Source organism: Streptomyces sp. NPDC050418, assembly GCF_044458745.1.
Lineage (GTDB): Bacteria > Actinomycetota > Actinomycetes > Streptomycetales > Streptomycetaceae > Streptomyces.
On sequence record NZ_JBITIG010000016.1, the window covers coordinates 115828 to 140063 of the forward strand.

Annotated in this window: 20 protein-coding genes; 14 read left to right on the forward strand and 6 right to left on the reverse strand. The window is 70.7% G+C overall.

The window, feature by feature from the left end:
• Nucleotides 1–5: 5 nt before the first annotated feature.
• Genes ACIBI4_RS32015 through ACIBI4_RS32025 form a run of 3 tightly spaced genes read left to right on the forward strand, consistent with a single transcriptional unit; the run spans nucleotide 6 to nucleotide 2980 of the window.
• Entirely contained in the window at nucleotides 6–1025 is a 1020-nt protein-coding gene (locus ACIBI4_RS32015; RefSeq protein ID WP_399207684.1) for a transaldolase family protein, read from the forward strand.
• Nucleotides 1018–1998, forward strand: a complete 981-nt coding sequence (gene glpX, locus ACIBI4_RS32020; RefSeq protein ID WP_399207685.1) for a class II fructose-bisphosphatase — start codon at nucleotides 1018–1020, stop codon at nucleotides 1996–1998. The genes ACIBI4_RS32015 and glpX overlap by 8 nt, the downstream gene beginning before the upstream one ends.
• 55 nt (nucleotides 1999–2053) lie before the next feature.
• A complete protein-coding gene (locus tag ACIBI4_RS32025) occupies nucleotides 2054–2980 on the forward strand; it encodes a transaldolase family protein (RefSeq protein ID WP_399207687.1) in 927 nt (308 codons plus the stop codon).
• A 79-nt stretch (nucleotides 2981–3059) separates the two neighbouring features.
• Here ACIBI4_RS32025 and pabB read toward each other — a convergent pair whose 3' ends face one another.
• Entirely contained in the window at nucleotides 3060–5135 is a 2076-nt protein-coding gene (pabB, locus tag ACIBI4_RS32030) for an aminodeoxychorismate synthase component I (RefSeq protein ID WP_399207688.1), read from the reverse strand.
• Nucleotides 5136–5192: 57 nt separating this feature from the next.
• Nucleotides 5193–5843: a 50S ribosomal protein L11 methyltransferase gene (locus tag ACIBI4_RS32035; protein ID WP_399207689.1), complete on the reverse strand. Its 651-nt coding sequence runs from the start codon at nucleotides 5841–5843 to the stop codon at nucleotides 5193–5195.
• A 433-nt stretch (nucleotides 5844–6276) separates the two neighbouring features.
• Here ACIBI4_RS32035 and ACIBI4_RS32040 point away from each other — a divergent pair, with 433 nt between their 5' ends.
• A complete protein-coding gene (locus tag ACIBI4_RS32040) occupies nucleotides 6277–8190 on the forward strand; it encodes a helix-turn-helix domain-containing protein (RefSeq protein ID WP_399207690.1) in 1914 nt (637 codons plus the stop codon).
• Here ACIBI4_RS32040 and ACIBI4_RS32045 read toward each other — a convergent pair.
• Nucleotides 8166–9533 (reverse strand): IS701 family transposase, encoded by a 1368-nt coding sequence (locus ACIBI4_RS32045; RefSeq protein ID WP_399207691.1) that lies wholly within the window; start codon nucleotides 9531–9533, stop codon nucleotides 8166–8168. The genes ACIBI4_RS32040 and ACIBI4_RS32045 overlap by 25 nt on opposite strands.
• Nucleotides 9534–9938: 405 nt before the next feature.
• Between ACIBI4_RS32045 and ACIBI4_RS32050 the strand changes: the two genes are divergently transcribed.
• From ACIBI4_RS32050 to ACIBI4_RS32080, 7 genes are all read left to right on the forward strand, one after another.
• Nucleotides 9939–11456 carry an aminotransferase class I/II-fold pyridoxal phosphate-dependent enzyme gene (locus tag ACIBI4_RS32050; protein ID WP_399207692.1) on the forward strand — a complete coding sequence of 506 codons (1518 nt, stop codon included), beginning with the start codon at nucleotides 9939–9941 and terminating at the stop codon, nucleotides 11454–11456.
• A 7-nt stretch (nucleotides 11457–11463) separates the two neighbouring features.
• Nucleotides 11464–13056 carry a class I adenylate-forming enzyme family protein gene (locus ACIBI4_RS32055; protein WP_399207693.1) on the forward strand — a complete coding sequence of 531 codons (1593 nt, stop codon included), beginning with the start codon at nucleotides 11464–11466 and terminating at the stop codon, nucleotides 13054–13056.
• A gap of 55 nt (nucleotides 13057–13111) precedes the next feature.
• Complete coding sequence (locus tag ACIBI4_RS32060; RefSeq protein ID WP_399207694.1) at nucleotides 13112–14101, forward strand: DMT family transporter; 990 nt, start codon at nucleotides 13112–13114, stop codon at nucleotides 14099–14101.
• Nucleotides 14102–14430: 329 nt separating this feature from the next.
• The gene (locus ACIBI4_RS32065; protein ID WP_399207695.1) at nucleotides 14431–14595 is read left to right on the forward strand and encodes a hypothetical protein; all 165 of its coding nucleotides are present in this window, start codon (nucleotides 14431–14433) and stop codon (nucleotides 14593–14595) included.
• Between the two features lie 187 nt (nucleotides 14596–14782).
• Nucleotides 14783–15640, forward strand: a complete 858-nt coding sequence (locus ACIBI4_RS32070) for an RNA polymerase sigma factor SigF (RefSeq protein ID WP_399207780.1) — start codon at nucleotides 14783–14785, stop codon at nucleotides 15638–15640.
• A gap of 236 nt (nucleotides 15641–15876) precedes the next feature.
• Nucleotides 15877–16737, forward strand: coding sequence for an RNA polymerase sigma factor SigF (locus tag ACIBI4_RS32075; protein ID WP_399207696.1), 861 nt, complete (start codon nucleotides 15877–15879; stop codon nucleotides 16735–16737).
• 72 nt (nucleotides 16738–16809) lie between these two features.
• A complete protein-coding gene (locus ACIBI4_RS32080) occupies nucleotides 16810–17643 on the forward strand; it encodes a hypothetical protein (protein WP_399207697.1) in 834 nt (277 codons plus the stop codon).
• Nucleotides 17644–17674: 31 nt separating this feature from the next.
• Here the strand turns inward: ACIBI4_RS32080 and ACIBI4_RS32085 are convergent, their stop codons facing one another.
• Nucleotides 17675–17884, reverse strand: a complete 210-nt coding sequence (locus ACIBI4_RS32085; protein ID WP_399207698.1) for a hypothetical protein — start codon at nucleotides 17882–17884, stop codon at nucleotides 17675–17677.
• Nucleotides 17885–18086: 202 nt separating this feature from the next.
• On the opposite strand from ACIBI4_RS32085, the gene ACIBI4_RS32090 reads away from it, so the two are divergent.
• From ACIBI4_RS32090 to ACIBI4_RS32100, 3 genes are all read left to right on the forward strand, one after another.
• Nucleotides 18087–18551, forward strand: a complete 465-nt coding sequence (locus ACIBI4_RS32090; protein ID WP_399207699.1) for a MarR family winged helix-turn-helix transcriptional regulator — start codon at nucleotides 18087–18089, stop codon at nucleotides 18549–18551.
• A 13-nt stretch (nucleotides 18552–18564) separates the two neighbouring features.
• On the forward strand, nucleotides 18565–21006 hold the full coding sequence (locus ACIBI4_RS32095; RefSeq protein ID WP_399207701.1) for an MFS transporter: 2442 nt from the start codon (nucleotides 18565–18567) through the stop codon (nucleotides 21004–21006).
• A gap of 197 nt (nucleotides 21007–21203) precedes the next feature.
• Entirely contained in the window at nucleotides 21204–21671 is a 468-nt protein-coding gene (locus tag ACIBI4_RS32100) for a PPOX class F420-dependent oxidoreductase (RefSeq protein WP_399207702.1), read from the forward strand.
• Between the two features lie 45 nt (nucleotides 21672–21716).
• Here ACIBI4_RS32100 and ACIBI4_RS32105 read toward each other — a convergent pair whose 3' ends face one another.
• On the reverse strand, nucleotides 21717–22490 hold the full coding sequence (locus ACIBI4_RS32105; RefSeq protein ID WP_399207703.1) for a TetR/AcrR family transcriptional regulator: 774 nt from the start codon (nucleotides 22488–22490) through the stop codon (nucleotides 21717–21719).
• Between the two features lie 114 nt (nucleotides 22491–22604).
• Entirely contained in the window at nucleotides 22605–24173 is a 1569-nt protein-coding gene (locus ACIBI4_RS32110) for an MFS transporter (RefSeq protein WP_399207704.1), read from the reverse strand.
• Between the last annotated feature and the right edge of the window lie 63 nt (nucleotides 24174–24236).

Below are 24236 nucleotides of genomic sequence, written 5' to 3' on the forward strand. Positions count from 1 at the left end.
CATCCATGAGTAGTGCGATATCCCGGCTACAGGCCGAGGGCGTATCCGTGTGGCTCGAGGGCCCGTTGACGCCGCCCCGGTCCAGCGAGCGCATCCGTGGGCTCATCGACTCCGGGCAGGCCACCGGCCTGCGGGTCACATCCCCGGCGAGGCTCGACCCTCAACTCGCCCGTTGGGCCTGTGATGTGCTGCTTCCGGTGTACGACCGTACGGCGGGCAACGATGGCCTGGTGGCCGTGCCGGTCGCCGCCGGGCCGACGCCGGACGCCGCCGCGCACGTGGCGGCCGCCCGTGCCCTGGTACGGGCGGCCGCACGTCCCAACCTGCGGGTGCGGGTTCCGGCCACCGCGGCGGGTGTCGCCGCCCTGCCCGAACTCCTGGCCGAGGGCATCGGCGTACAGGTGGGCCCGGTCTTCTCCCCGGATCGATGCCACGAGGTGGCCGAGGCGCACCTTGCGGGCCTGCGGCGGGCCCGCCAGGCGGGAGTCGACCTGGCCACGGTCGACCTGGGGGTCGAATTCGCGGTGGGCCTTCTGGACACCACGATCGACACACTGCTCGACAAGGTCGGCAGCGACGAGTCCAAGGCGCTCAGGGGCCGTGCCTCGGTCGCCGGAGCCCGCCTTGCCTACCAGGTCGTCAAGGACAGGTACGACCCCGTGACCTCACCTCGCTGGGCCGAGCTCGCCGCGGCCGGAGCCCGCCCGCAGCGTCTGGTGTGGACCTCGGCGTACGACGGTGTGCCCGGCCGCCGCGCCACCCGCTACATCGAGGAGCTGGTCGCCGCGGGCACCGTCGTCGCCCTGCCCGTCGTGGCCTTGGACAAGGTCGCGCGCGAGGCGGAGATCGTCGGCGCGCGGGCGCACCGGGAGCACGAGTGCTCTCAGCGGGTTCTCGACTACCTGCGTTGGTTCGGGATCCGTTACACCGACGTCGTGAGCGAGTTGGAGCACACCACCACCGACCAAATTCCGTCACCGGAGAGCCGGCCGGCCGTGGTGCACAAGGAGCCCGCACATGCCTGACCGCAATCTCGCACTGGAACTGGTCCGGGTCACCGAGGCGGCCGCCATCGCGGCGGGCCGCTGGGTCGGGCGGGGTGACAAGAACGGCGCGGACGGGGCCGCGGTGGCGGCGATGCGCGAGCTGGTCTCGACGGTCTCGATGGACGGCATCGTGGTCATCGGCGAGGGCGAGAAGGACGACGCGCCCATGCTCTACAACAGTGAGCGCATCGGCACCGGACTCGGCGCCGCCGTGGACGTGGCCGTGGACCCGGTCGACGGCACCACGCTGACCGCCAAGGGCATGCCGAACGCCATCGCCGTGCTCGCTGCGGCCGAACGCGGCGCGATGTACGACCCGTCGGCCGTCTTCTACATGGAGAAGCTCGCCGCGGGTCCGGAGGCGGCCGAGTTCGTGGACATCACGGCCCCGGCCGAGGTCAATGTGCGCCGGGTGGCCAAGGCCAAGGGAGGCCGGCCGGAGGATGTCACGGTGGCGGTGCTCGACCGGCCGCGCCACGACGGTCTCGTACGGGAGCTGCGGGCCGCCGGTGCGCGGATCAAGTTCCTCACGGACGGCGACGTGGCGGGGGCCGTGATGGCGGTGCGCGAGGGAACCGGCGTCGACATGCTCCTCGGCATCGGCGGCACCCCCGAGGGCATCATCGCGGCGTGCGCCGTCAAGTGCCTGGGCGGCACGCTGCAGGGGCGGCTGTGGCCGCGTGACGCCGAGGAGCGGCAGTCCGCACTCGACGCCGGGCACGATGTGGGGCGGGTCCTGACGGCCGACGACATGGTGCGCGGCGACAACGTGTTCTTCGCCGCGACCGGCATCACGGACGGCGAGCTGCTGCGCGGTGTCCGGTTCGGCACCGGCAGGGCCAGGACGCAGTCGCTGGTCATGCGGTCACGCAGCGGCACGGTACGGCTGCTCGACTCCACGCACCGGCTGTCCGACACCGCCGGCCGACCGCAGGGCCGACTGCCGAGTTGATGCAGTCGGAACGCGCCGTTGGCGGCGGACTCCGGGGCTTCTTAGGGTGGCCGGCATGAATGACGCGCGAGCCGCGGACATCTTGGCCCAGTTGGCCACCGAGGGTGTGTCGCCCTGGCTGCTCTGCCCGCAACCCGAGCCGTCTCGGGCGTATTTCGCGGCGCTGGTCCGCCTCGGATTCCGCGGTGCGGCGCTGCCGGCCGGTGCGTCACCTGCCGCGGTGCGCGTCATCTGCGACGAGCTGCGCACGTACCACGGCGGGGAGCGTGCCGCCGATGGATGGGTGTCGGTGCCGGTCGGACCCGGTGCGGATCCCGAAGCGGAGCCGGAGGCCGAAACGGCGCCGGAAGCGCTGGTGGCCAAGACGCGCGCCTTGTGGGCGAGCGTGGACCGGCCCAATGTGCTGCTCGCTCTGCCGGCCACGGATGCGGGCCTGGCCGCGGCCGGGCAGTGCCTTGCGTCGGGGATCCGGGTGGAGCTGACCGGGGTGCGCTCGCCCGCGTGCTACGCCCGGGCCCTCGAGGCCCAACTGGCCGGACTGGAGAGTGCGTTGACGCACGGGGTGGCCCTGACGGAGGTGCTGGCCGCTGTATCGGCTCCGTTGGGAGTGCTCGACGCGCAGGTCAACGACGGGCTCAAGCGCGGCGACATGGACCTTCTCGACGCTGCGGGAGTGAGCCTGGCCAGATTGCTGCACGGACTGCGCGAGCGGCGCCTCGGCAGCGCCTGGTGGCGGGTGCTGCGGGCGGCCGGGGCCGCCACGCCGCTGTTGATCTGGCGGGACACGCTACGGCACCACGTGGCCGGAGTGGTCGGCTGGAACACCGCGCACGTGCTGTCGGAGCCCACTTTGGCCGCGGCGGCGTCCAGCGGCCCGGCACTGCGCGGCGACACCCTGCTCGGCCAGGGCGAACGCGCCCGCCAGGCGGCGCACCGCCTCGGCGAGTTGGGGCTGGTGTCCTGGGACGCGAACGAGGGGTGACGCCCCGCTGTGCGGCCGTACGGGAGCGCCATCGCCTCGCCCCGGTACGGCCGCAGGGCGGCCGCAATTGTCGTATGCGTCAGATCGCCTGGACCGCCCGCCCCGGGAACCGGGCCTGGGTCAGCGCCAGGAACGGGGCCGCCTTGACGGCGGTCTCCTCGTACTCCTCGGCAGGGTCGGACAGCGCCACGATCGCGCCGCCGATCCCGTAGCGCAGGCGGCCGGGGGTGGCCACGGCAGTGCGGATGACCATGCTCAGATCGGCCGCCCCGGACAGCGACAGATACCCGAGTGCCCCGGAGTAGACACCTCGTGGCCCGCCCTCGAGCCGGTCGATGATGCTCATGGTGCGGACCTTGGGAGCGCCCGTCATGGAGCCTCCGGGAAATGCGGCGCGCAGGCACCGCACCGCGGAACTGTCCGGCCGCAGCCGTGCGGTCACCCTGCTGACCAGCTGGTGGACGGTGGCGTACGTCTCCACTTCGAACATCCCGGGCACCTCGACCGATCCGATCTCGGCGCACCGGCCGAGGTCGTTGCGGACCAGGTCGACGATCATGAGGTTCTCGGCCCGGTCCTTCTCGTTGGTCAACAGGTCGGCGACCAGCTCGGCATCCTCCTGCGGGGTGGCGCCGCGCGGCCGGGTGCCCTTGATCGGCTTGGACTCGGCGATGCCATCGGCGCCGATGCGCAGGAACCGCTCGGGCGAGGTGCTGAGCACCTGGACCTCGCCGAACTGCAGCAGCGCTCCGAACGGCGCGGGGCTGCTGCGGCGCATCAGCCGGTAGGCCGCCCACGGGTCGAACTCGCCGTATGCCTCGGCCATGTTGGTCAGGCAGATCTCATAGCTCTCGCCTGCGGCGATCTCCTCCTTGCACGCGTCGATGAGGCCCAGATAGGCGCCGCGGTCGTGGCGCAGCCGGATCTCCTCGGTGCGCTGAGGAGCCGGCGTGGGCCCGGCCGCCACGCCGGACAGACAGGCGAGGCGGTGCAAGGTGACGGCCAGCCAGGCACGGGCCACGGTCTCGTCGTCGTCCTCGGTCAGGGCGAGCAGATAGGTGTGGCCGGTCTCGTGGTCGAACACGAGCGCACGGTCCGCGAAGACCATGACGGCGTCCGGCTCCTCGCTCCGGTGGGCGCGCTCGCCGCCGTACTCGGCCTTCAGCTCGTAACCGAGATAGCCGATCCAGCCGAGCGTGAAGTCGAAGGGCAGCTGAGGGACTTCGGTGTGCAGCCCGGCCAGGTCCGCGTCGAGCCATTCCAGGAACCCGCCGGCCAGGGTCTGTGTGCCATCGGCGGTGCGCACGGTGAGGGTGCCGGCCGACACATCGGCCTCGGCCACCCTGGCCAGCGGGCCGGTGGCGTCACCAAGCACCGAGAACCGCCCCTGGACATCGCGCCTGCTGCTGTCCAGCCAGAAGGCGTGGTCACGGTCGCGAAAGAGCCGGTCGTACGCCACTTCGTCGTCCCAGCGCGTCTCCACCCGCTCCACGAGGACCCGCAGCCGACGCCGCGGCCCGGCGGCCACCGGCTCCGGCGCGGGGCGGGGCCGCGGCGCGGGGCGGCGTGGCGCAGGGCGGGCCGCGGCGGCCAACTCGGTGAAGTTGGCCAGGAGTTCGCAGCCGTAGGAGGTGCCGATCGACTCGGGGTGGAACTGCACACCCCACCTCGGCAGGTCCCGGTGGCGCAGGCCCATCACCAGGCCGTCGGGAGTCCACGCGGTGACTTCGAGCTCCGGCGGAAGCCCGGTGACCATCAGGGAGTGGTAGCGCACCACGTCGAACGGCGAGGGCAGGCCGGCGAACAGTCCGGTGCCCTCGTGCAGTACCGGGGAGAGACGGCCGTGGTACGGCTCCGGCGCGCGCTGCACGGTGGCGCCGTGCGCGAGGCCGATGCCCTGGTGGCCCAGGCAGATGCCGAGCAGCGGGACCTCCGTCTGCCGCAGGATCTCGTGGCAGATGCCGAAGTCGCCGGGGCGGCCGGGTGTTCCGGGGCCGGGTGAGAGCACGACCTGGTCGAAGTCGGCGAGCAGGTGCGGGTGCCAGGCGGGGTCGTCGTTGCGGAGCACGACGGGTTCTTGACCGGTGACCCGCGCCAGGTCATGGAAGAGGTTGTAGGTGAACGAGTCGTAATTGTCGATGAGAAGAGTACGCACGGTATTTCTGCCCTGGTCTTTCCCTGTTTGTTCCCTGGCCTTCCTCCCTTCGCACCGTCACGCGGTGTCGGGCACGACTTCGAGCAGAAGATGCTCGACCATGTCGTCTCCGTACTCGCCTTCGCGCACCCGGAAGGACCCCACGGTGCGCAGCTCGCGCCCGCATTCATCGGCGATCTGGTAGAGACCGGAAACGTCGCCACGGCTGCTGAAGTGCAGCAGCGCACGGCCGCCGGCGGTGGTCCACAGCGGGGCCTGGTCGAGGAAGCGCCGGTGGGTGAGGTAGCCGGCGTCCACGTAGGCGCGCTCGTGCACCGAGGTGTACTCGTAGTTCTCCGGGGCCCGTACGTAGTTGGAGCTCCAGAAGATCACATCGAACCGCTCGTTCCCGGCCAGGCCGGAGAACAGGTCGCTGGGGATGGAGCGGAGCCGGTCGGCCACGCCGTGGCGCTCGGCGTTGACGGCCGTGTTCTCCACCGCGCGCATGCTGATGTCGAGGGCCACGACGCGGCTGTACCCGGCCAGGGCGGCCTGGACGGCGATGACGCCACAGCCGGAGCCGACTTCGAGGAAGGAACCGCGATCCCCGGCCGCATCCGTGTCCGCGTCGACGTCGGCGAGGCCGAGGAAATCCAGGCCGATCCCGGTCGAGGGCGAGTAGACGGGAGCGAACACCTCGTCGAGCAGGTCCCATTCGAGGCCGCACATGGTGAAGGTGTGTGGCCGGTCCGGCCTGGTCAGAGACAGCCTGCTGCGCTCCAGGGAACGCTCGTAACTCTGGACCGCTGACCCCGTGTACATCTGCGCCTCGCTTAGTGATCGCCTCCACCGGCCGCCCGCACTCCGCGGCGCCTGTGCACTCAGAGTCGCTTCGCCGTCACAGCCGCGGAAGGTGCCCCGGACACACCATCGCGCCTCCGGATGGTGCCCAGGCCACCATCCGTAGCCCCCAAAACGCCTCTGACCAGGCCATTCACTGGACACCCTTTGACCACAGGTGCGAGTGGAATTAGGTTTCCATTCACGAAATCCAAGATCGGCTCATGGACGACGTACCGGTGTTGCGCCGGAGGGGGGCGGAAGAGTGGGGGACACAGAGGTGGGGCGGGAACGACATACCTCGGCGGAACATGTATTCACCATGCTGCAACTGCTGGCGCGCGAGGCGTCGGCCGAGCGCCTGGAAGACGTGCTGCGTACGGCCCAGCGGGGGGGCATCGACGGCGAAGAGCTGAACCGGCTGATCCAGGCCAAGGAGTACGCACTGGGCATCCGGCACCTGTTCGCCCGCCGCCAGCAGCGTGAGGCCGCGCTGTCCGCGCTGGTCGACACCGCGCGCGACCTGACGTCCCCGTACGGTCTTGACGCACTGCTGAAGGTGATCACCCGCCGGGCCCGTCTGCTGCTCGGCCTCGACATGTCCTGGGTGAGCTTCCTCGTGCCCGAGGAGAACTGCTCGGTCGTACGTGCCGCCGACGGGCACGTGTCGGCGATCACCGTCGGCTTCAAGGTGCCGCTGGGGGGCGGCGTCGGACGGATGGCCCGGATGGCGACCGCGCCGTTCTGGTCCGCCAGCTATCTCGACGACGACAGCTTCGAGCACTCCGATGTGATCGACGACGTGGTGAGCCGCGAGGGCCTGCAGGGCATCATGGCCGTGCCGCTGCAGTACGACACCGAGGTCTTCGGCTCGCTGTACGTGGCCGACCGCAACGTCCGGCACTTCACGCCGGAGGACGTGGCCCTGATGACGTCGCTCGCCGACCTCGCGGCGGTCGCCATCGAGCGCACCCGGCTGCTCGAGCAGGCCAAGGGCGAGGTCACCGAGCTGGAGGGGCGCACGGCCCGCGCCCTCGACAGGTCCACCGTCACCCGCCGACTGCACACCGTGCACCGGGAGTTGATCGAGTCCGTGCTCGCGGGCTGCGATCTGAACAGCCTGCTCGCCCAGGCGGCGACGGAGCTGACGGGTGCGCTCCTGGTGCGCGACGTGGACGGCAGTGTGCTCGCCGCCCATGGCCAGGTCCCCGACCAGGACGCCGTAGCGGTGGCGGCCGCCATCTGCGAGGCCCATACGGGCGGTGCCCCGGTGCCGTGCGCGGGCGGCCTGTGGGTGTCCTCGGTGACGGCGGGCGCCGAGCCGCTGGGCGCCCTGGTACTGCACCTGGACCGCATGCCCACGGAGTGGCAGACGCAGCTGCTCCAACTGGCCGCGCAGGCCGTGGGTGCGCTGCTGCTCGTCCAGCGCAGCACTGCGATCGCCGAGGGGCAGATCCGCGACGAACTCTTCAACGACCTGCTCAACGCCACCGGGACACCGCCCAGGCAGCTCCTCGAACGGGCCCGCCGGCTCTCGGTCGACGTGACCGAGCCGCACGTCATCGTGGTGGCCCGCCCCGAGGGCGGGCAGCACGGCCGGGCGTTGGTGTGGTCCTCCTCGTACGCGCACCGCCACTCGGGCCTCAAGTGCGCCGAGGGCGGCCGGATCGTGCTGCTGCTGCCCGGCTCCGATCCGGAGGCCGCCGCACGGGCCGTGTCCCAGGAGCTGTCCGGGGTGCTCGGGCATGCCGTGACGGTGGGCACCGCGGGCCCGGTCACCTCGCCCCTGGACATCGGCCAGACCTACCAGCAGGCGCAGCGGTGTCTGGACACGCTCACCGCCCTGGACGGTTCGGGCGGTGTCGCATCCGCCCGTGAACTGGGCTTCCTCGGACTGCTCCTCTCCGACACCCAGGACATCGACGGCTTCATCGTCTCGACCATCGGCCCGGTACTCGACTACGACAGCCAGCAGTCGACGGAGCTGGTGCGCACCCTGGACGCGTACTTCAGTTCCGGCGGCAGCCCGACCCGGGCCGCGGAGGCCCTGTTCGTGCACCCCAACACGGTCTCGCGGCGCCTGGAGCGCATCACCGAACTGCTCGGCGAGAGCTGGCAGGAGCCCGCACAGGCCCTCGAGGTCCAGCTGGCGCTCCGGCTGCAGCGCACCCGGCAGCAGCTGCGCGGCGGCCGGGTGCCGGGGCCGCGGGCTCACGCGAGCGCCCCCATGGAGTAGCCGGCCGACGCGCGCCGCCGGACACCGGTGTCGTACCCGAGAGGCCCCGGGCCGGACTGCGGGCCGGACGGCGGGCCGGCGGTGAAGTCGCCGCTGTGGCCGGGGTGTTCCAGCATCCGGGCCGCATGGGCGACCGACGCCAAGGTGATGTGCCGGTGCCAGCCGCTGAAGGAACGGCCCTCGAAGTCCTGCAGGCCGACGTCCTCGCCGACCTCTGTGAAGTCCCGGGCCACCCGGCGGGTCAGCTTCGTCAGGCGCAGCAGCGCGGGCAGCGGAGTGCTCTCCATGCCGATCAGCCACAAGTCGCTGAGCGGGCCGTGCGGATCATGCCATTCACCGAGCAGCAGCAGGCCCGGCGCCTGGCCCGTGGGGGGCTTGCTGTCGCCCGGACCGGGCAGGGCCACCGGGGCACCGACCACGAGCGAGGTGCGCGGGGCGCCGCCCGCATCGTGGTCCACCCAGGCGGCGGGCCTGCGCAGCGCCTTGATCGACTCGATGATCTCCTTGGCGCACAGCCGCCCGGCACCGTAGCCCGGCAGTCGCGGGTCGGCGACCGCGAGGCCGGCGTTGCCGCCCACCCGCAGCAGGAAGGGCACGCCCCGGGAGGCGAACCGCTGTACCGCCCACCTGATGTCAGCCCCCGCGCACGGTCCGAGCACCACCGGACGGCGCGGGATGCGCCACCTGAGCATGGTCTCCAGGACCGAGGCGGCCGCGCACTGCTCCAGGCTCTCCACGCCGACGCTGTCGGGAATGTCCGCACGGCGCCGCTTTTCACGGTTGTGCACCCAGTTGTCCGGCAGATGCAGTCGCCAGTTGACCGGGGCGCTGAACCCCTCGGAGGCCAGCCACACGCCGAAGGCGTGCTGGCCGCTGGCCACCTGGCCGAGCTGGGGAACAAAACGGCGGGACACGCCCACCGAGTGGTCGCCCGCCTTGGCGATGGGCAGCGACTGCAGCACCCAGGCCTGCGGCGCGAGCGACATGTCGAGGCGGCGGGCCAAGGCCTCCCGCAGCGGCAGCCACGGCCAGGTGGAGTCGCTGATGAAGTGATGCAGCCGCTGTTCGGCCGTGGAGCCGGCAACTGAACGGGCGATGTTGCGTATCGACTTGCGGCCCTCGGCGGCGAGCAGCCCGCGCACGTACTGCTCGGCACGGGTGCGTTGGTCGCTTCGGCGCAGGACCTCCGGGAACAGCGCGGCTGCCAGCTCCGCCACGGTGTCCGGTGCCGTGTCCGGGCCCCCCTCGGCCACGATGTCCACCGGGTGTGGCCGTCGCGGCCTCTCCGGACGCTGCGACCAGGTGGCCGGGGCGGCGCGGTGTGAGTGGACGGTTGCGTTCATGGGACCCCTCCCTGCGGTCGTACTGACCTGCGTTGCCTCCACCCTCCGGCGAGCGGGGGTGTGTGGAGGAGGTGCGCCGGGACCCCGATTGCCCGCGGCCGGTGGTGGCCGGGTCACCATCAGGCCCTGAGAGCGGCGTGCTCAGTGACCGCGCAGGGTGCTTCGGGTGTGGTGAGGCCACCACACCCCCGGGCCGGGCCGTACGCGGTCGGTGCCCGGTCGGCCCTCCGGGCGAGGTGACGGAGTCCGGGCCGACCTGACGCAGTTGAGGGCACCTGACAAGGAGCGCGGCCGCTCCTTGTCGATGCCGCCGCCCCGTCCGCACAGTGAGCGCACACCGGACGTCCGCCATCCGCGGCGTTCCGTGATTCGCAGACGTATATGCCATCCACTGGAGTGCTCGCCATGCCCCAACCCAGCAGCGGCCCGCGCCTCGGCACGGCACCGCTGGCCGACGCGGTATTGGCGGTGGCCCGCCGGGACATCGCCTCGTTCCATGCTCTGCCGCTCTCGCACGGCGGCTCACTGCGCACCTCACCCTTCCGCGAGGTCTATGAGTCGCTGTTCGGGACCGCGCAGCTCGCCGCCGACGTCTCCTACAGCGGCACCATGCTCGACTCGTTCTTCCGGCCGCGGGGGCCGCTCCGCGAGGCCCAGCGTCTTGCCGCGCAGAGTTTCGGCGCGGACGCGACGCTGTTCCTGTCGGCCGGCACCACGACCGCCAACCGGGTCGCGCTCGGCGCGCTGGTCGCCCCCGGCAGCCGGGTCCTGACCGACCGCAGCTGCCACCAGTCGGTGCACTTCGCGCTCGGCGACATGGGCGCCCGGGTCGACTACGCCCCGATGCGCCGCTGCTGCTCCGACTGCCCCCGCGCGTTCGCGGATCTGCAGAAGCTGACGGACATGTTCCGCGAGGCCGTGGCCGAGGGCCGTCCCTACGACACCGTGGTGCTCTCCGCGGTGTCGTACGACGGAGTCCGCTACGACCTGCCGCGGCTGCTGCCCCGGCTGGCGGTGCTGCACCCGGAGGTCTCGGTCCTGGTGGACGAGGCATGGGGTGCGGGCCACCGCTTCCACCCGCGGCTGCGTGAACTGTCCACCCTGCACACGCTGGAGACACTGCGGACCGCGGGCAAGCCGGTGCCGGCGCGGGTCGCGGTGACGCACTCGGCCCACAAGTCGATGTCCGCGCTGCGCCAGGGCTCCTACCTCCACCTGGCCGGGGACAGCGAGCTGCCGGAGCGCGCCACCCAGGCGCTGTTCCGGCACCACACCACCTCACCGAGCTGGCCGGTCCTGGCCAGCTTGGACCTGGCCCGGCTGCAGGGCGAGACCGAGGGCGAGGCACTCCTCGAGAGGTCGCTGCGCCTGGCCCGCACCCTGCGCAGCGAGATCGAGACCGACACCCGCCTCTCGGCGTACCGCACGCTCGGCTCCGAGGGCCACCTGACCGACCCCGACCTCCTGGTGACCGACGACCCCACCCGGGTCCTCGTCGACATCGGCGAACTCGGCATCACCGCCGCCGACTTCCGGCGTGTCCTCTTCGACGAGTACGGCCTGTACGTGGCCCGCGAGAGCGGCGACGCCGTGGTCTTCCACATCCACATCGGCGTCGACGAAGGCACGCTGCTGCGACTGCTCGACGCGCTGCGCACCCTCCAGCGCACCTACCGCTCCACGTCGGCCGCGCTCGCCGAGGGCGCCTCCGACCACTTCATCATCGCCTACCCGCCGGGCATCCCGATCGCCGTGCCCGGAGAGCAGCTGTGCGACCGCACCCGCGGCCAACTGGACGCGCTGCGTACCAGCGGCTGCGAGATCTACACCCTGCACGAACCGCGGTCCACCGCACCGCGCGAACCGGACCGGTCCCGGTCCGAGGGCAGCCAACTGGCCACCGCCGCAAAGGGAACGGAGTAGCAATCCCGTGATCAAGCTGACCGACATCCGCAAGCACGCCGCCGAACGCCCCGACCACGTCGCCATCGTGGCCGGTACGACGCGGCTGACGTGGGCCGACCTCGAGGACAAGGTGGCGCGGGCCGCCCGCGGCCTGGCCGCCGAGCTCCCTGATACCAGGCCCGCACGGGCAGTGTTCCTCGCCGACAACTCCTGGGAGTTGATCGTCGCCATGGCCGCCTGCGCCACACTCGGCGTCCCGTGCATCGGCCTCGACTACACCGCCGGGCCCGGCGCCACCGCGGGGGCACTCGCCCAGCTGCAGCCGTCGGTGATCCTCAGCACCGGCCATCACCGCGGCCTGCTCGAAGAGGCCGACTGGCCGGGTGCCCGCACCGTGCTGCACATCGACCTGGACGATTCGGCGGCGCAACGGCCCGCCCGCCTCAAGCCCTTTGCCGAGCTGCTCGCCCACGAGCCCGGCCCTGTCGAGCCGGTGGTGCAGCCGTTCGAGGCGTTCTCCTTCACCTCGGGCACCAGCGGCATCCCCAAGATGGTCATCCGCAAGACGTCGTTCGAGGCCCGGCGCCTGGCCGACCTGGTGGATCAATTCTCTTTCGGCCCCGACGACACGCACCTCGTGACCGTGCCGCTGTACCACGCCTCGGGTCCGGGCTGGGCACGCGTCTTCCTGGCCCTGGGCGGCTCGATCGTCCTCGGCCGGTACGAGGACCCGGCGGAGCTCTCCCGCATCATCGAGGCCGAGGGCGTCACCACCACCCTCATGGTCCCGCCGGTGCTCACCCGGCTGGTCTCGCACCCGGGCTCCGAGAACCTCCACCGCACCGGCAAGCTGCGCTTCGTGCTCTCCGGCGGCCGCCACCTCAACCGCTGGGTCATCAACAACGCCTGGGACCGGCTCGGCCCCGTCCTGCACCTGTACTACGGCACCACCGAGTCCGGTCTGAACACCCTCATCACGCCCGAGGAGCTGCTCGTCGCACCGTGCCGTTCCGGGCACCCGATGGCGGGCAACACCATCGTGATCGTGGACGCCGAGGGCCGCCCGCTTCCGGTGGGTACCCGAGGCCGCGTCGCCATCGCCAGCTACCAGCTGATGGATGCGTACGCCAACGCCACGCCCACCTTTCTCCACCTGGACCTCGGCGACGGCCAGGGCGAGCAGAGGTTCCTGCTCACCGGCGACAGCGGCGTCATGGACGAGCAGGGCAGGCTGGAGCTGACCGGCCGCAGCGACGGCGTGGCCAAGATGGACGAGACCAGCCCTCTGGACGTCAACGTCTTCGGCCTCGAGTCCGACCTCATGGACCTGCCGTGCGTGCGTGAGACCTCGGTGCTCCGGGTGGAGGTGCCGGAGATCGGCGACGCCCTGATCGTGCCCTTCGCCGCGGTGTCCCCCGAGCGCCTGGAGAGCGGCCGGCGCGCGGTGCAGGCCGCCTGCGACCGCCGGGTGCCCTGCCTGCCGAACTACGTCGTCGCCGTGGACGCCATCCCGTTCAGCCCGACGGGCAAGGTGCGCACGGCACAGCTGCTCGACATGGTGCTTCCGCAGGTCCGCCTGGTGGCCCGGGAGCAGATGCGGGAGTTGCTCGCCGTCTGACCTCCGCCGCCCCCGCCGCCCGTCACCTGTTGTACGTCACAAGGAGAACCATCCCATGTCCGCCAAGAGCCGCCTGCTGACCGGTGCCGGCTTCGCCTTCCTCGCCCCGGTGATCTGGGGCGGCATGTTCCCCATCGCCAACGACCTGATGCCGACGGTCGACGTCTTCCACATGACGCTGATCCGCTACGTATCGGCCTCTGTGATCCTGCTCCTGCTGCTCCTCGCGATCGAGGGCCGCCCGGCGTTCCGCCTGGAGGGCAAGGGGACCCGGGCCTTCTGCCTCGGCGCCTCGGGCTTCGCCGGCTTCGGCCTGCTCGCCTTCACGGCGATGGACTTCACCACGCCCACCAACGTGTCGTTGATCATGGCGATGATGCCGTCGATCTCGATCATCATCGGCGCACTGCAGACCCGCAAGGCTCCGCCGTTCTACACCACGATCACCGTGCTCACCGCGCTCGTCGGCGTCTCCCTGGTGATCACCAAGGGCGACTACAGCGAGCTGCTGTCCGGCGGCCAGGCCCTCGGTGAGCTGATCGCCCTGGCCGGCGCCACCTGCTGGATCGTCTACACCCGTGGCGCGGCCACCTTCGCCGGCTGGTCCCCGCTGCGCTACACCGCCCTGACCACGACCCTCGGGTGCCTCTCGATCACTGCCGCGACCGTGGTGGCGGTCCTGACGGGGTACGTCGAGACGCCCGCGGCGGGTGCCGTGGCGGACGGCTGGCCGCACCTGCTGTATCTGATCGTGCCGGCCGGAGTGATCGCGGTGTTCAGCTGGAACAAGGGCATCGGACTGCTCGGCCCGCTCAACGGCGCCCTGTTCATGAACCTCGTCCCGATCACCACCTTCACCATCGCCATCACGGGCGGCTACGCGCCACGCCCCGTGGAGATCGTCGGCGCCCTGATCGTGGTGGCGTCCCTGGTCACCAACAACGTCCTGGCTCGCAAGGCCACGGCCCGGGCGGAGCAGCAGGCCGGCGTCGCACAGGCCCCCGCCGAGACCCGGGCCGCCGAACTCGCCGGGGCCCGCGGCTGACGCATCCCCCTTGACCTCCCCTTTAAGGACCTAAGGCCCGCCAACCCAGGCCCTTTGCCGTCCCCCGGGATCGTCGTGCGGGCGCAGGATTGGTGGTGAGCCCGGCGGATCTGGCAGGAATCCGCAGGGCGACGGGACCCGGCTCCACTGCGGGGTCCACGCCGCAAGCTTCCCCCCTGACTGCGGCGTGGGCTGATGAGCCCGGGTCCTCGCCGGGGGAAGCGGCTTGTCCCCCCGATGCCGCTTCCCCCGCCCAAACGTACGGACCCCCACGGCCGTGGTTAGACTCACCCGACTGCACGCGGGGACACAGGCAGGGGAGGCCGAACGTGGTGCAAGCGAAAAAGGTCGCTCTCTACATGGTGGTCGTCTTCGTGCTGTACACGATCATCACGTCGCCCGACCGCGCCGCCGACCTCGTCCAGGTGGGCTTCGAAGGCATTTCCGACGCTGCTCAGGGCGTCGGCGACTTCATGACGGAGCTCGTCAACTAGACGCCCGGGAAGTCAGCTCAAGCAGTCCGCCCTCCACTCGAACGTGGGGGGCTTTCTCAGGTTTACGCCCCAACTTGCCATCAACACGGCGTTATACGGTGCTTGCACACAGTGCACATGTCTTGTGATGCTATGACCGCTTTTGCGAAATGTTGATCGGCTGCATCGATAAGGGGTGGCGTTGACCGTGCCGGCCAGTACTGCTCCCCAGGTGCCCCCGCAGGACCCCACGGCCGGCGCCGCGGACGCCGAGGAACGGGTGGTGCTGTCCCCCGCGAAGCAGCGCACCGCGGACACCAGGGCCCTGACCCAGGTCCTCTTCGGCCAGCTCAAGCAGCTGTCGCCCGGGACCGCCGAGCACGGCCGCGTACGCGCCGCACTGATCGAGGCCAACCTGCCGCTCGTGCGGTACGCGGCCGCCCGCTTCCGCAGCCGCAACGAGCCGATGGAGGACGTCGTCCAGGTCGGCACGATCGGGCTCATCAACGCCATCGACCGGTTCGACCCGGACCGCGGCGTGCAGTTCCCGACGTTCGCGATGCCCACGGTGGTCGGCGAGATCAAGCGGTACTTCCGCGACAACGTCCGCACCGTCCACGTACCGCGCCGGCTGCACGAGCTCTGGGTGCAGGTCACGAGCGCGACCGAGGACCTCACCACGGCCTTCGGACGGTCGCCCACCACGGGCGAGATCGCCGAGCGGCTGCGGATCACCGAGGACGAGGTGCTCGCCTGCATCGAGGCCGGGCGCTCGTACCACGCCACGTCGCTGGAGGCGGCCCAGGAAGGCGACGGACTGCCGGGGCTGCTCGACCGGCTCGGCTACGAGGACCCCGCGCTCGACGGCGTGGAGCACCGCGACCTCGTACGGCATCTGCTGGTTCAACTCCCCGAACGCGAACAGCGGATCCTGCTGCTCCGCTACTACAGCAATCTGACGCAGTCGCAGATCAGCGCCGAACTGGGCGTCTCGCAGATGCATGTGTCAAGGCTCCTCGCCCGCAGCTTCGCCCGGCTTCGATCCGCAAACAGGATCGAGGCGTAACCGGATCGGGTAACCCTCTTTCGGACGCATCGGACGGACCAAAAGCCGCAGAACCCCCTTTACCTGCGCAGATTTGGCCACTTCTTGTCGACAAGTCACTACAGCGCGTTAATGACTTGTGACATTCTGCGGGAACCGCGTTTGCCGCAGCCCCACGACCGGTATTCAGGTGGAGGCTGCGTTCCTTGAAGACGGGAGCGCCGGCCGCGACCGTCCGCGACCCAAGAGGGGGTGGCATGTCCGCAGACCAGGGCAGCTCGAAGGTGCTCACGCGCAGCGAGAACGCAGCCGATGTGCTGGACCGCGCCGAAGTCCCAGCAGATTCACGCCCGGCAGTCATCGACACCCGCACCCTGTCCCGCTCGCTCTTCCTGCGGCTTGCGACGCTCGACGAGGACAGCCCGGAGCGTGCGTATGTACGCGACACCCTCATCGAGTTGAACCTGCCGCTGGTGCGCTATGCGGCCGCCCGCTTCCGCAGCCGCAACGAGCCGATGGAGGACATCGTCCAGGTCGGCACGATCGGCCTGATCAAGGCGATCGACCGCTTCGACTGCGAACGCGGCGTGGAGTTCCCGACGTTCGCGATGCCGACCGTCGTCGGCGAGATCAAGCGCTTCTTCCGCGACACGTCCTGGTCGGTGCGCGTGCCGCGCCGTCTCCAGGAGCTGCGGCTCGCGCTGACCAAGGCCAGCGACGAGCTCGCCCAGAAGCTCGACCGCTCCCCGACCGTGCCCGAACTCGCCGTGGTGCTCGGCGTGTCGGAGGAGGACGTCGTCGACGGCCTCGCGGTCGGCAACGCGTACACCGCATCCTCGCTCGACTCGCCCGCCATGGAGGACGACGGCGGCGAGGGCTCGCTCGCGGACCGGCTCGGCTACGAGGACACGGCGCTCGAAGGCGTCGAGTACCGCGAGTCGCTCAAGCCGCTGCTCGCCAAGCTGCCGCCGCGCGAGCGCCGGATCATCATGCTCCGCTTCTTCGCGAACATGACGCAGTCGCAGATCGGCGAAGAGGTCGGCATCTCGCAGATGCACGTCTCGCGCCTGCTCACGCGCACGCTGGCGCAGTTGCGCGAAGGGCTGATCGCCGACTGAGCCATCGACCCCGCTTCCAATTCCGGGAATCCCAGGGTTCCTAATTGACGCCCCGTCAGACACACTGGCGCGATGAGTGCCAGGAGCCCCTTCCGTCGTCAGCGTCGCCGCGGCCTGGCCGTCGCGGCCTCCGCCGCCGTGGTCTGCCTCGGCACCCTGCTCGCCGCCTGCGGCGGCGGCACGCCCGATGACGGGTTCGTCGCGGTGGGCGCGGCGGGCGGGGACACCGAGTCCGTGAAGCCCGTGGCCCCCACCGAGGACGTGGAGTTCGTCCCGCTGGACGACGACGGGGCCAAGGGCGACGGCAAGGACGGGAAGTCCAAGTCCGGTTCCGGCAAGGGTGGTTCCGGCGGGGACGGCGACGGCGCTTCAGGCGGTACGGGCTCCGGAGCGGGCGGCTCGGAGGGGGAGTCGCCCGACGGGAGCCCGGGCACCGGCTCGTCCGGCGGTTCCGGCGGTACAGGAGGTTCGTCCGGCGGTACGGGAGGTTCCTCGGCGTCCGGCGGCGGTTCGGCCGACTCCGGTGGTACGACGGGGAGTTCGGGCGGCTCGGACGGCTCGGGCTCGACCGGCTCCGGGGGCACCGCACCCACCGGGCCCGCCCTCCTGAAGGTCCTGGGCGAGCCCGTGCGCAAGGCCACGGACGAGCGCTGGTGCGAGAAGGTCACCGTGGAGTTCCACAACACCGGTGGCACCGCGGTGCGTTCGGCCGAGGTGACCTTCGGGACGCACATCATCGGCGGGCTCGGTGTGGACTGGGCGACGGTCAAGTCCACGGAGAAGGTGACGGCGCCCATCGCGCCCGGCGCCAAGAAGGAGCAGACCTGGACGGTCTGCGTCGAGTCCTGGCGCGTACCCCTCGGCATGCACATCGAGACGCGGGACGTCTCGGTGAAGTGGCAGTAGGGCCGTCCCCGGCCCCCCGGCGGGGCTGCGCTTAGCCCAGTGCCAGCCAGGCCACCGCGGCGACGACGACGACGGCCGCGACGATCCCGGCGATCAGGCCGATACGCGGTCCGGCAGGGGCGGCGGCGGGCTGCGCGCCGCGGCGCGAGCCGCCCTCGTCCACGAAGGCGCGGAACATCTGGGTGCTGCCGGCGGGGTCGTGGCTCTCGGGGCCCTGGGGCGCCTGCGGGTTGTGTGCCATGCGGGGACCCTAGCGAAGTCTGGGGGAGGGCCCAAGTCCCGGGTCGGATGAACGGCACCTGCCTCCTGCCGCCTCCCCTTTACCGATCCCCCTCGGTCCCTTTGCCAGGAATTTAAGGGCCTTCGACCCTTTTTCGTTTGCCTGTAGCAACCATCTGCTTCTATCGTTGCCCTAAGCAACAAAACAGTAGCGGGGGTGCCCAGTGGCCGAGCAGGAGCAGTACGCGGAGCTGGCGAGGCAGCTCAGTGCCGTCAGCGCGGTGAAGCGGGATCTCGCCCGCGTCCTGCCCGGCGACTGTCCTCCCGGATCCGCGGCCGTGCTCACCCTGCTCGACAAGCACGGCCCGATGCGGATGAGCAGGCTTTCCGAGCTGCTCGCCGTCGACATGTCGGTGACCAGCCGCCATGTCGCCCATGTCGCCGACCGCGGCTGGATCGACCGCGACCCCGACCCCGGCGACCGCCGCTCACGCATCCTGCGGCTCACAGCCGTCGGCAAGCAGCGCCTCGACGAGCTCGCCGAGCGCTATACGCAGGCCCTCGCGCACTGCCTCGGCGACTGGTCCGTCGAGGAGCTCGGGCAGCTCAACGCGCTGCTCGGCAAGTTGCACCACAGCTTCGGCGCCTGCCGGGGCGTACCCCTGACCTCCCACGTACCACAGCACTAAGAGAAGGACTTTCATGGCAACGACCACACCGTCCGGTGTGCGGGGCAGCCATGCCAAGCACGGAGGCCCGGCGTCCGGTGACGCCGCGCCGATGACGCACCGCCAGATCATGGAGGCGCTCTCCGGTCTGCTGCTCGGCATGTTCGTGGCGATCCTGTCGTCCACGATCGTCTCCAACGCCCTGCCGGAGATCATTTCGGATCTGGGGGGCGGCCAGTCCGCGTACACCTGGGTCGTCACCGCCTCGCTGCTCGCCATGACGGCCACGACGCCGCTGTGGGGCAAGCTCGCCGACCTGTTCAGCAAGAAGCTGCTCGTCCAGATATCGCTCGTCATCTATGTGGCCGGTTCGGTCGTCGCGGGGCTCTCGACCAGCGCCGGGATGCTGATCGCCTGCCGTGTCATCCAGGGCATCGGCGTCGGCGGTCTGTCCGCGCTGGCCCAGATCGTGATGGCCGCGATGATCTCGCCGCGCGAACGCGGCCGCTACAGCGGCTACCTGGGTGCCACCTTCGCCGTCGCCACGGTCGGCGGTCCGCTCCTCGGCGGTGTGATCACCGACCACTGGGGCTGGCGCTGGTGCTTCTACGTCGGCGTCCCCTTCGCGATGATCGCCCTCGTCGTCCTGCAGAAGACGCTGAAGCTGCCGGTCACCAAGCGCAAGGTGAAGGTCGACTGGACCGGCGCCTTCCTCATCTCGGCGGCCGTCTCGCTGCTGCTCGTCTGGGTCACCTTCGCCGGTGACAAGTACGACTGGATGTCCTGGCAGACCGGGGCGATGGTCGGCGGTTCGGCCGTCCTCGTCGCGCTGTTCCTCTTCACCGAGACCAGGGCCAGCGAGCCGATCATCCCGCTGCGCCTCTTCCGCAACCGCACCATCACGCTCGCCTCGCTCGCCTCGCTGTTCGTGGGTGTGGCGATGTTCAGCGGCACGGTGTTCTTCAGCCAGTACTTCCAGCTCGCGCGGGACAAGTCCCCGACGATGTCCGGGGTCATGACGATCCCGATGATCGGCGGCCTGTTCATCTCCTCGACCGTCTCGGGCCAGATCATCACCAAGACCGGCCGCTGGAAGGGCTGGCTGGTCAGCGGCGGTGTGCTGGTGACCGCGGGTCTCGGTCTGCTCGGCACGATGCGGTACGACACCCCGTACTGGCATCTCGCGATCTTCATGGCCCTGATGGGGCTCGGCATCGGCATGATGATGCAGAACCTCGTGCTCTGCACCCAGAACCAGGTCGACCCGAGCGACCTCGGCGCCGCCTCGTCCGTGGTCACCTTCTTCCGTTCGCTCGGTGGCGCCATCGGCGTCTCGGCGCTCGGCGCGGTGATGGCCACCCGTGTGACGGACTACGTCAAGGACGGCCTGACCGAGCTCGGCCCGAAGGCCGCCTCCCTCGGGCACGGCGGCACGGGCGGCGGCGGAATCCCCAACCTCGACGAACTGCCCCCGCCGATCCGGACCGTCATGGAGGTCGCGTACGGGCACGGTGTCGCCGATGTCTTCCTGTACGCCGCTCCGGCCGCGCTGCTCGCCTTCCTGATCACGCTGTTCATCAAGGAGGTGCCGCTGCGGACCGCCGCGACGGCGACTGCCGCGGTCGAGCAGACGGCAAAGACCGAGACGGCGACGGCGACGGCGCCCATCGTGTCCGACGAGCCGGTCGCCGAGCCCGCCGCTCCCGTCCTCACCGACGGCACCCCGGTCCGCGGCATCGTCCGCACCGCCGAGCAGGCCCCCGTGGCCCGCGCCGCCGTCACACTGATCTCGCTCGGCGGGCGTCAGCTCGGCCGGACGATCGCCCAGGCCGACGGCGCGTACAGCATCGACGCTCCGGGCCCCGGCTCGTACGTCCTGATCGCCTCCGCCGACGGCTTCCAGCCACAGGCCGCCACGGTCGTGGTGGGTGAGGGACCCCTCGCGTACGACCTGCTGCTCAGCGGGACGAGCGGCCTCAACGGGGTGGTCCTCGCGGCGGAAGGCGGGGAAGCCGTCGCGGGTGCGATGGTCGTCGTGACCGATGTGCGCGGGGATGTGCTGGCCACCGGACTCAGCGATGAGCAGGGCGAGTTCGCCTTCGGCGAGCTGGTGCCGGGCGCCGTGACCGTCGCGGTCAACGCGCCTGGTCACCGTCCGCTCGCGCTCCCTGTCGAGGTGGCCGGCCAGGGCGTCACGCAGATCGAGATCGCGCTGCACTCCGGTGCCCGGGTCGGCGGGCGCGTGCTCGCCGGCGGCGGTCCGCTCAAGGACGCGCGGGTGACGCTCGTGGACGGTACGGGTCAGGTGGTCGAGACCGTCACAACCGGCGAGGACGGCACGTACGCGTTCTCCGGCCTGGAAGGCGGCGAGTACACCCTGATGGCGACGGGCTACCCGGTGACGGCGATGGCCCTCACGGTCGCGGGCCGCGGAGTCGACGGCCAGGACATCGAGCTGTCGCACGCGGAGGGGTAGTTGGGCATCGGGGCCGGGTCCGTAGCGTACCGGCCCCGTTGAGGAGAGGGCTCGGCGAGCAGGGGACGCTCGCCGGGCCCTTCGTCATGCGGTCAGTCGGTGTCGGGCTCCGTATCGCGGCCTCCGTATCGCGGCCTCCGTATCGCGGAGAGCCGAGGCCGGCGCCTGGGCCGAGCCGGGACCGTATGGTGAGGCGCATGGCCAGAAGTATCGCGACCAACACCCGTGTCGGACTCGACCGGTTGCTGGACTTCGTACGACCGCGGCACCGGGCGATCCTGATCACGCGGCGGCAGGACGGCAGTCCGCAGTCCTCGCCGCTGACCTGCGGAGTCGATGATTCCGGGCGGATCGTGATGTCCACGTATCCCGAGCGCGCGAAGGTACGTAACGCCAAGCGGGACGAGCGCGTCAGCGTGCTCGTGCTCAGCGACGAGTGGGACGGGCCGTGGGTGCAGATCGACGGGACCGCCGAGGTGATCGACTCCCCCGCGTCGGTGGAGCCGCTCGTGGAGTACTTCCGGAACATCGCCGGGGAGCACCCCGACTGGGACGAGTACCGCGAGGCGATGGTGAAGCAGGGCAAGTCGATCATCCGGGTCACGCCCGAGCGGTGGGGGCCGGTGGCGACGGGCGGGTTTCCGGCGCGGCTCGCGGAAGGCTGAGGCTCAGGGCCTGTCCGCCGGACAAGCCCTGAGCGAGGGGCGGGCTCACGCCTCGGCGCGGGACGCCATTGTCTCGATGCCCGCGACCAGCACATCGAGGCCGAAACGGAAGTCCCGCTCCCACATCTCGTCGACGGTCGTGCCGCCGCGCGCCTCGATGATGGGCCTGGAGCGCTCCACGATCTCCTCGATGTCGGGTTCGTTGCTGAAAGCCGCCATCGCCTGCGTGTAGTACTCGTCCTGGGTGAGCCCGGAGTCGTCGCACTTGCGACGGAAGTTGCCCATGGTGGTGCCGAAGCCGTACACGAACTGGAAGACCGCGGTGATCGCGCTCGCCTGGCCCGCGGGCGGCAGGGTCGTCGCGGTCGCGATGTCCTGGATGGCCCGTGAGACCAGCAGCGCCTTCGGCCCGACGTTCAGATACTGGTGCAGGATCGCGCCCACCCATGAGTGCCGCACCAGCATCGCCCGGTACGACTCGGCGAGGGCCCGCAGATCCTCGCGCCAGACGATCGCCCGGTCGGGGTCGGGCAGGGCGATCTCGCCGAAGGCGGCGTCCAGGGCGAGTTCGAGGATGTCGTCCTTGGTGTCCACGTACCAGTAGACGGACATCGCGGTGACGTTCAGCTCCGCGGCCAGCTTGCGCATGGAGAACTTCGCGAGGCCGTCCGCGTCCAGCATCCGGATCGAGGTCCCCACGATCTTGTCGCGGTCGAGCCCGTCCGGCTGGCCGTCCCGGCGCTGCCGTGTGGCCCGCTCGCTGTCCAGCCAGATGCTGGACGTGGCGGGGTGCTTGGCCCGCTCGGCTGCCCTGACCATGGCGCACCTTCTTGTTCGTCGTGAGGTGTTGCGAGGGGTGGTGAGGTGTTACGAGGGTGAGTGCGGCGGACCCGACCGGAATCACCCGATCCGGTCCGCCGTACTCGATGCTACTTAGCCCGCCTTGGGCGACGCACCGTCCGCGCTGTCCACCGACTCCGGCTGAGCGGGCACGGTGGGCGCACCGCTCGCCTGCTCGGCCCGGCGCAGGAGCGCGGCCGCGAGCAGACCGCCGATGAACACGGCGATCGCACCGACGAGCTGGCTGGTCTGCAGCCCGGTCGCGAAGGCGTCGGCGATCTCGGCCCGCTCGGCCTCGCTCTTGGCGGCGGCGAGCGCGGCGGGCAGCGAGGCGGCGGTGACGCTGACCAGCGCGGCGAAGCGCGCGTTGAGCACCGCGCCGAGGACCGCGACACCGAGCCCGTTGCCGAACTCGGCGAGCGTGCCGTTGATGCCCGCGCCCACGCCGGCCTTCTCGGCCGGGATGGCGGACATGATCGCGTTGGCCATGGCGGGCTGGGCGACCGCGAGCCCGACGCCGAACAGGAACAGGCCGAGCAGCATGCCCCAGTAGCTGCCGTCGGTGCCGCCGCCGAGGAGCGCGATGGACGCGAGGCCGAGGGCGACGACCGTCATGCCGAGCAGGACCGTCCTCGGTACGCCGAGCTTCATCAGGAACTTCGGCCCGATGCCGGTGACGTTGAGCGCCACGACGGTCAGCGCGAGCGGCGCCATCCGCAGACCCGCCTCCAACGGCTCGTATCCGAGGACGAACTGGAGGTGCTGGGTCAGCAGGAAGAGCGAGCCGCCCATGCCGAAGACGACAAGCAGCGAACCGGAGACCGCGCCGATGAACTTCGGGTTCTGGAAGAAGTGCATGTCCAGCATCGGATACGGGATGCGCAGCTCGTAGAGCGCGAACGCACCGAGGAAGACGACACCGACGAGGGCCGAGACGCCGACCTGGGCGGAGGTCCAGCCGTGCTCGGGGCCGGAGATGATCGCGAAGACCACCGCGGACATACCGATGGTGGAGAGCAGCGCGCCCATGAGGTCGGGCTTGTCGCCCTGCGGGTTCTTGGACTCGGGTACGAGTTTGATCACGGCGGCGAGGCCGATGAGGGCGACGGGGATGTTGATCAGGAAGATCGCGCCCCACCAGTAGTGCTCCAGGATGAAGCCGCCGACGAGCGGTCCGCAGACGAAGCCGAGCGAGCCGACGGTGGCCCACAGGGCGATGGCCTTGACGCGCTCGCTCTCGTCGAAGATCTGCATCACGACGGCGAGTGTGGTGGTCATCAGGAGCGCGCCGCCGATGCCCATGCCCGCGCGGGCGGCGATCAACTGGCCGCTGGACTGGGCGAGTCCGGCGCACAGGGAGCCGATGCCGAACAGCGCGAGACCGAGGGCGAGCAGCTTCTTGCGGCCGTAGCGGTCGGCCATGTTGCCGGCGGTGAGCAGGAGTCCGGACTGGACGAGGCTGTACGCGTTGATCATCCACTGGATGTCGGCCGTGGAGGCGTCCAGCTCGGTGGTGAGGGAGGGGATGGCGACGCTCAGCACCGTGTTGTCGAGCAGCACCGTGAGCTGCGCCAGACAGATGACGCCGAGGATCAGCCAGCGTTGGGGGTGGCCGCCGGGAGCTTTCGCTCCCGTGGCCGGTCGGTCGGTGGGCGCCGTCATGCGCACAGCTCCTTGTACGGTGTACGGGAAGTGGTCTCGTACACCGTACAAGGAGTTCTTCTA

Bases quoted from the DNA above. Each gene is read 5' to 3' on its own strand.
- ACIBI4_RS32045 (WP_399207691.1), bottom strand. From the start codon at position 9,533: ATGAACGCAACCGTCCACTCACACCGCGCCGCCCCGGCCACCTGGTCG.
- ACIBI4_RS32040 (WP_399207690.1), top strand. From the start codon at position 6,277: ATGCTGCAACTGCTGGCGCGCGAGGCGTCGGCCGAGCGCCTGGAAGAC.
- ACIBI4_RS32085 (WP_399207698.1), bottom strand. From the start codon at position 17,884: ATGGCACACAACCCGCAGGCGCCCCAGGGCCCCGAGAGCCACGACCCC.
- ACIBI4_RS32075 (WP_399207696.1), top strand. From the start codon at position 15,877: ATGTCCGCAGACCAGGGCAGCTCGAAGGTGCTCACGCGCAGCGAGAAC.
- ACIBI4_RS32035 (WP_399207689.1), bottom strand. From the start codon at position 5,843: ATGTGCGGCCTCGAATGGGACCTGCTCGACGAGGTGTTCGCTCCCGTC.
- ACIBI4_RS32100 (WP_399207702.1), top strand. From the start codon at position 21,204: ATGGCCAGAAGTATCGCGACCAACACCCGTGTCGGACTCGACCGGTTG.
- ACIBI4_RS32110 (WP_399207704.1), bottom strand. From the start codon at position 24,173: ATGACGGCGCCCACCGACCGACCGGCCACGGGAGCGAAAGCTCCCGGC.
- ACIBI4_RS32050 (WP_399207692.1), top strand. From the start codon at position 9,939: ATGCCCCAACCCAGCAGCGGCCCGCGCCTCGGCACGGCACCGCTGGCC.
- ACIBI4_RS32025 (WP_399207687.1), top strand. From the start codon at position 2,054: ATGAATGACGCGCGAGCCGCGGACATCTTGGCCCAGTTGGCCACCGAG.
- ACIBI4_RS32060 (WP_399207694.1), top strand. From the start codon at position 13,112: ATGTCCGCCAAGAGCCGCCTGCTGACCGGTGCCGGCTTCGCCTTCCTC.
- ACIBI4_RS32095 (WP_399207701.1), top strand. From the start codon at position 18,565: ATGGCAACGACCACACCGTCCGGTGTGCGGGGCAGCCATGCCAAGCAC.
- ACIBI4_RS32080 (WP_399207697.1), top strand. From the start codon at position 16,810: ATGAGTGCCAGGAGCCCCTTCCGTCGTCAGCGTCGCCGCGGCCTGGCC.
- ACIBI4_RS32105 (WP_399207703.1), bottom strand. From the start codon at position 22,490: ATGGTCAGGGCAGCCGAGCGGGCCAAGCACCCCGCCACGTCCAGCATC.
- glpX (WP_399207685.1), top strand. From the start codon at position 1,018: ATGCCTGACCGCAATCTCGCACTGGAACTGGTCCGGGTCACCGAGGCG.
- ACIBI4_RS32015 (WP_399207684.1), top strand. From the start codon at position 6: ATGAGTAGTGCGATATCCCGGCTACAGGCCGAGGGCGTATCCGTGTGG.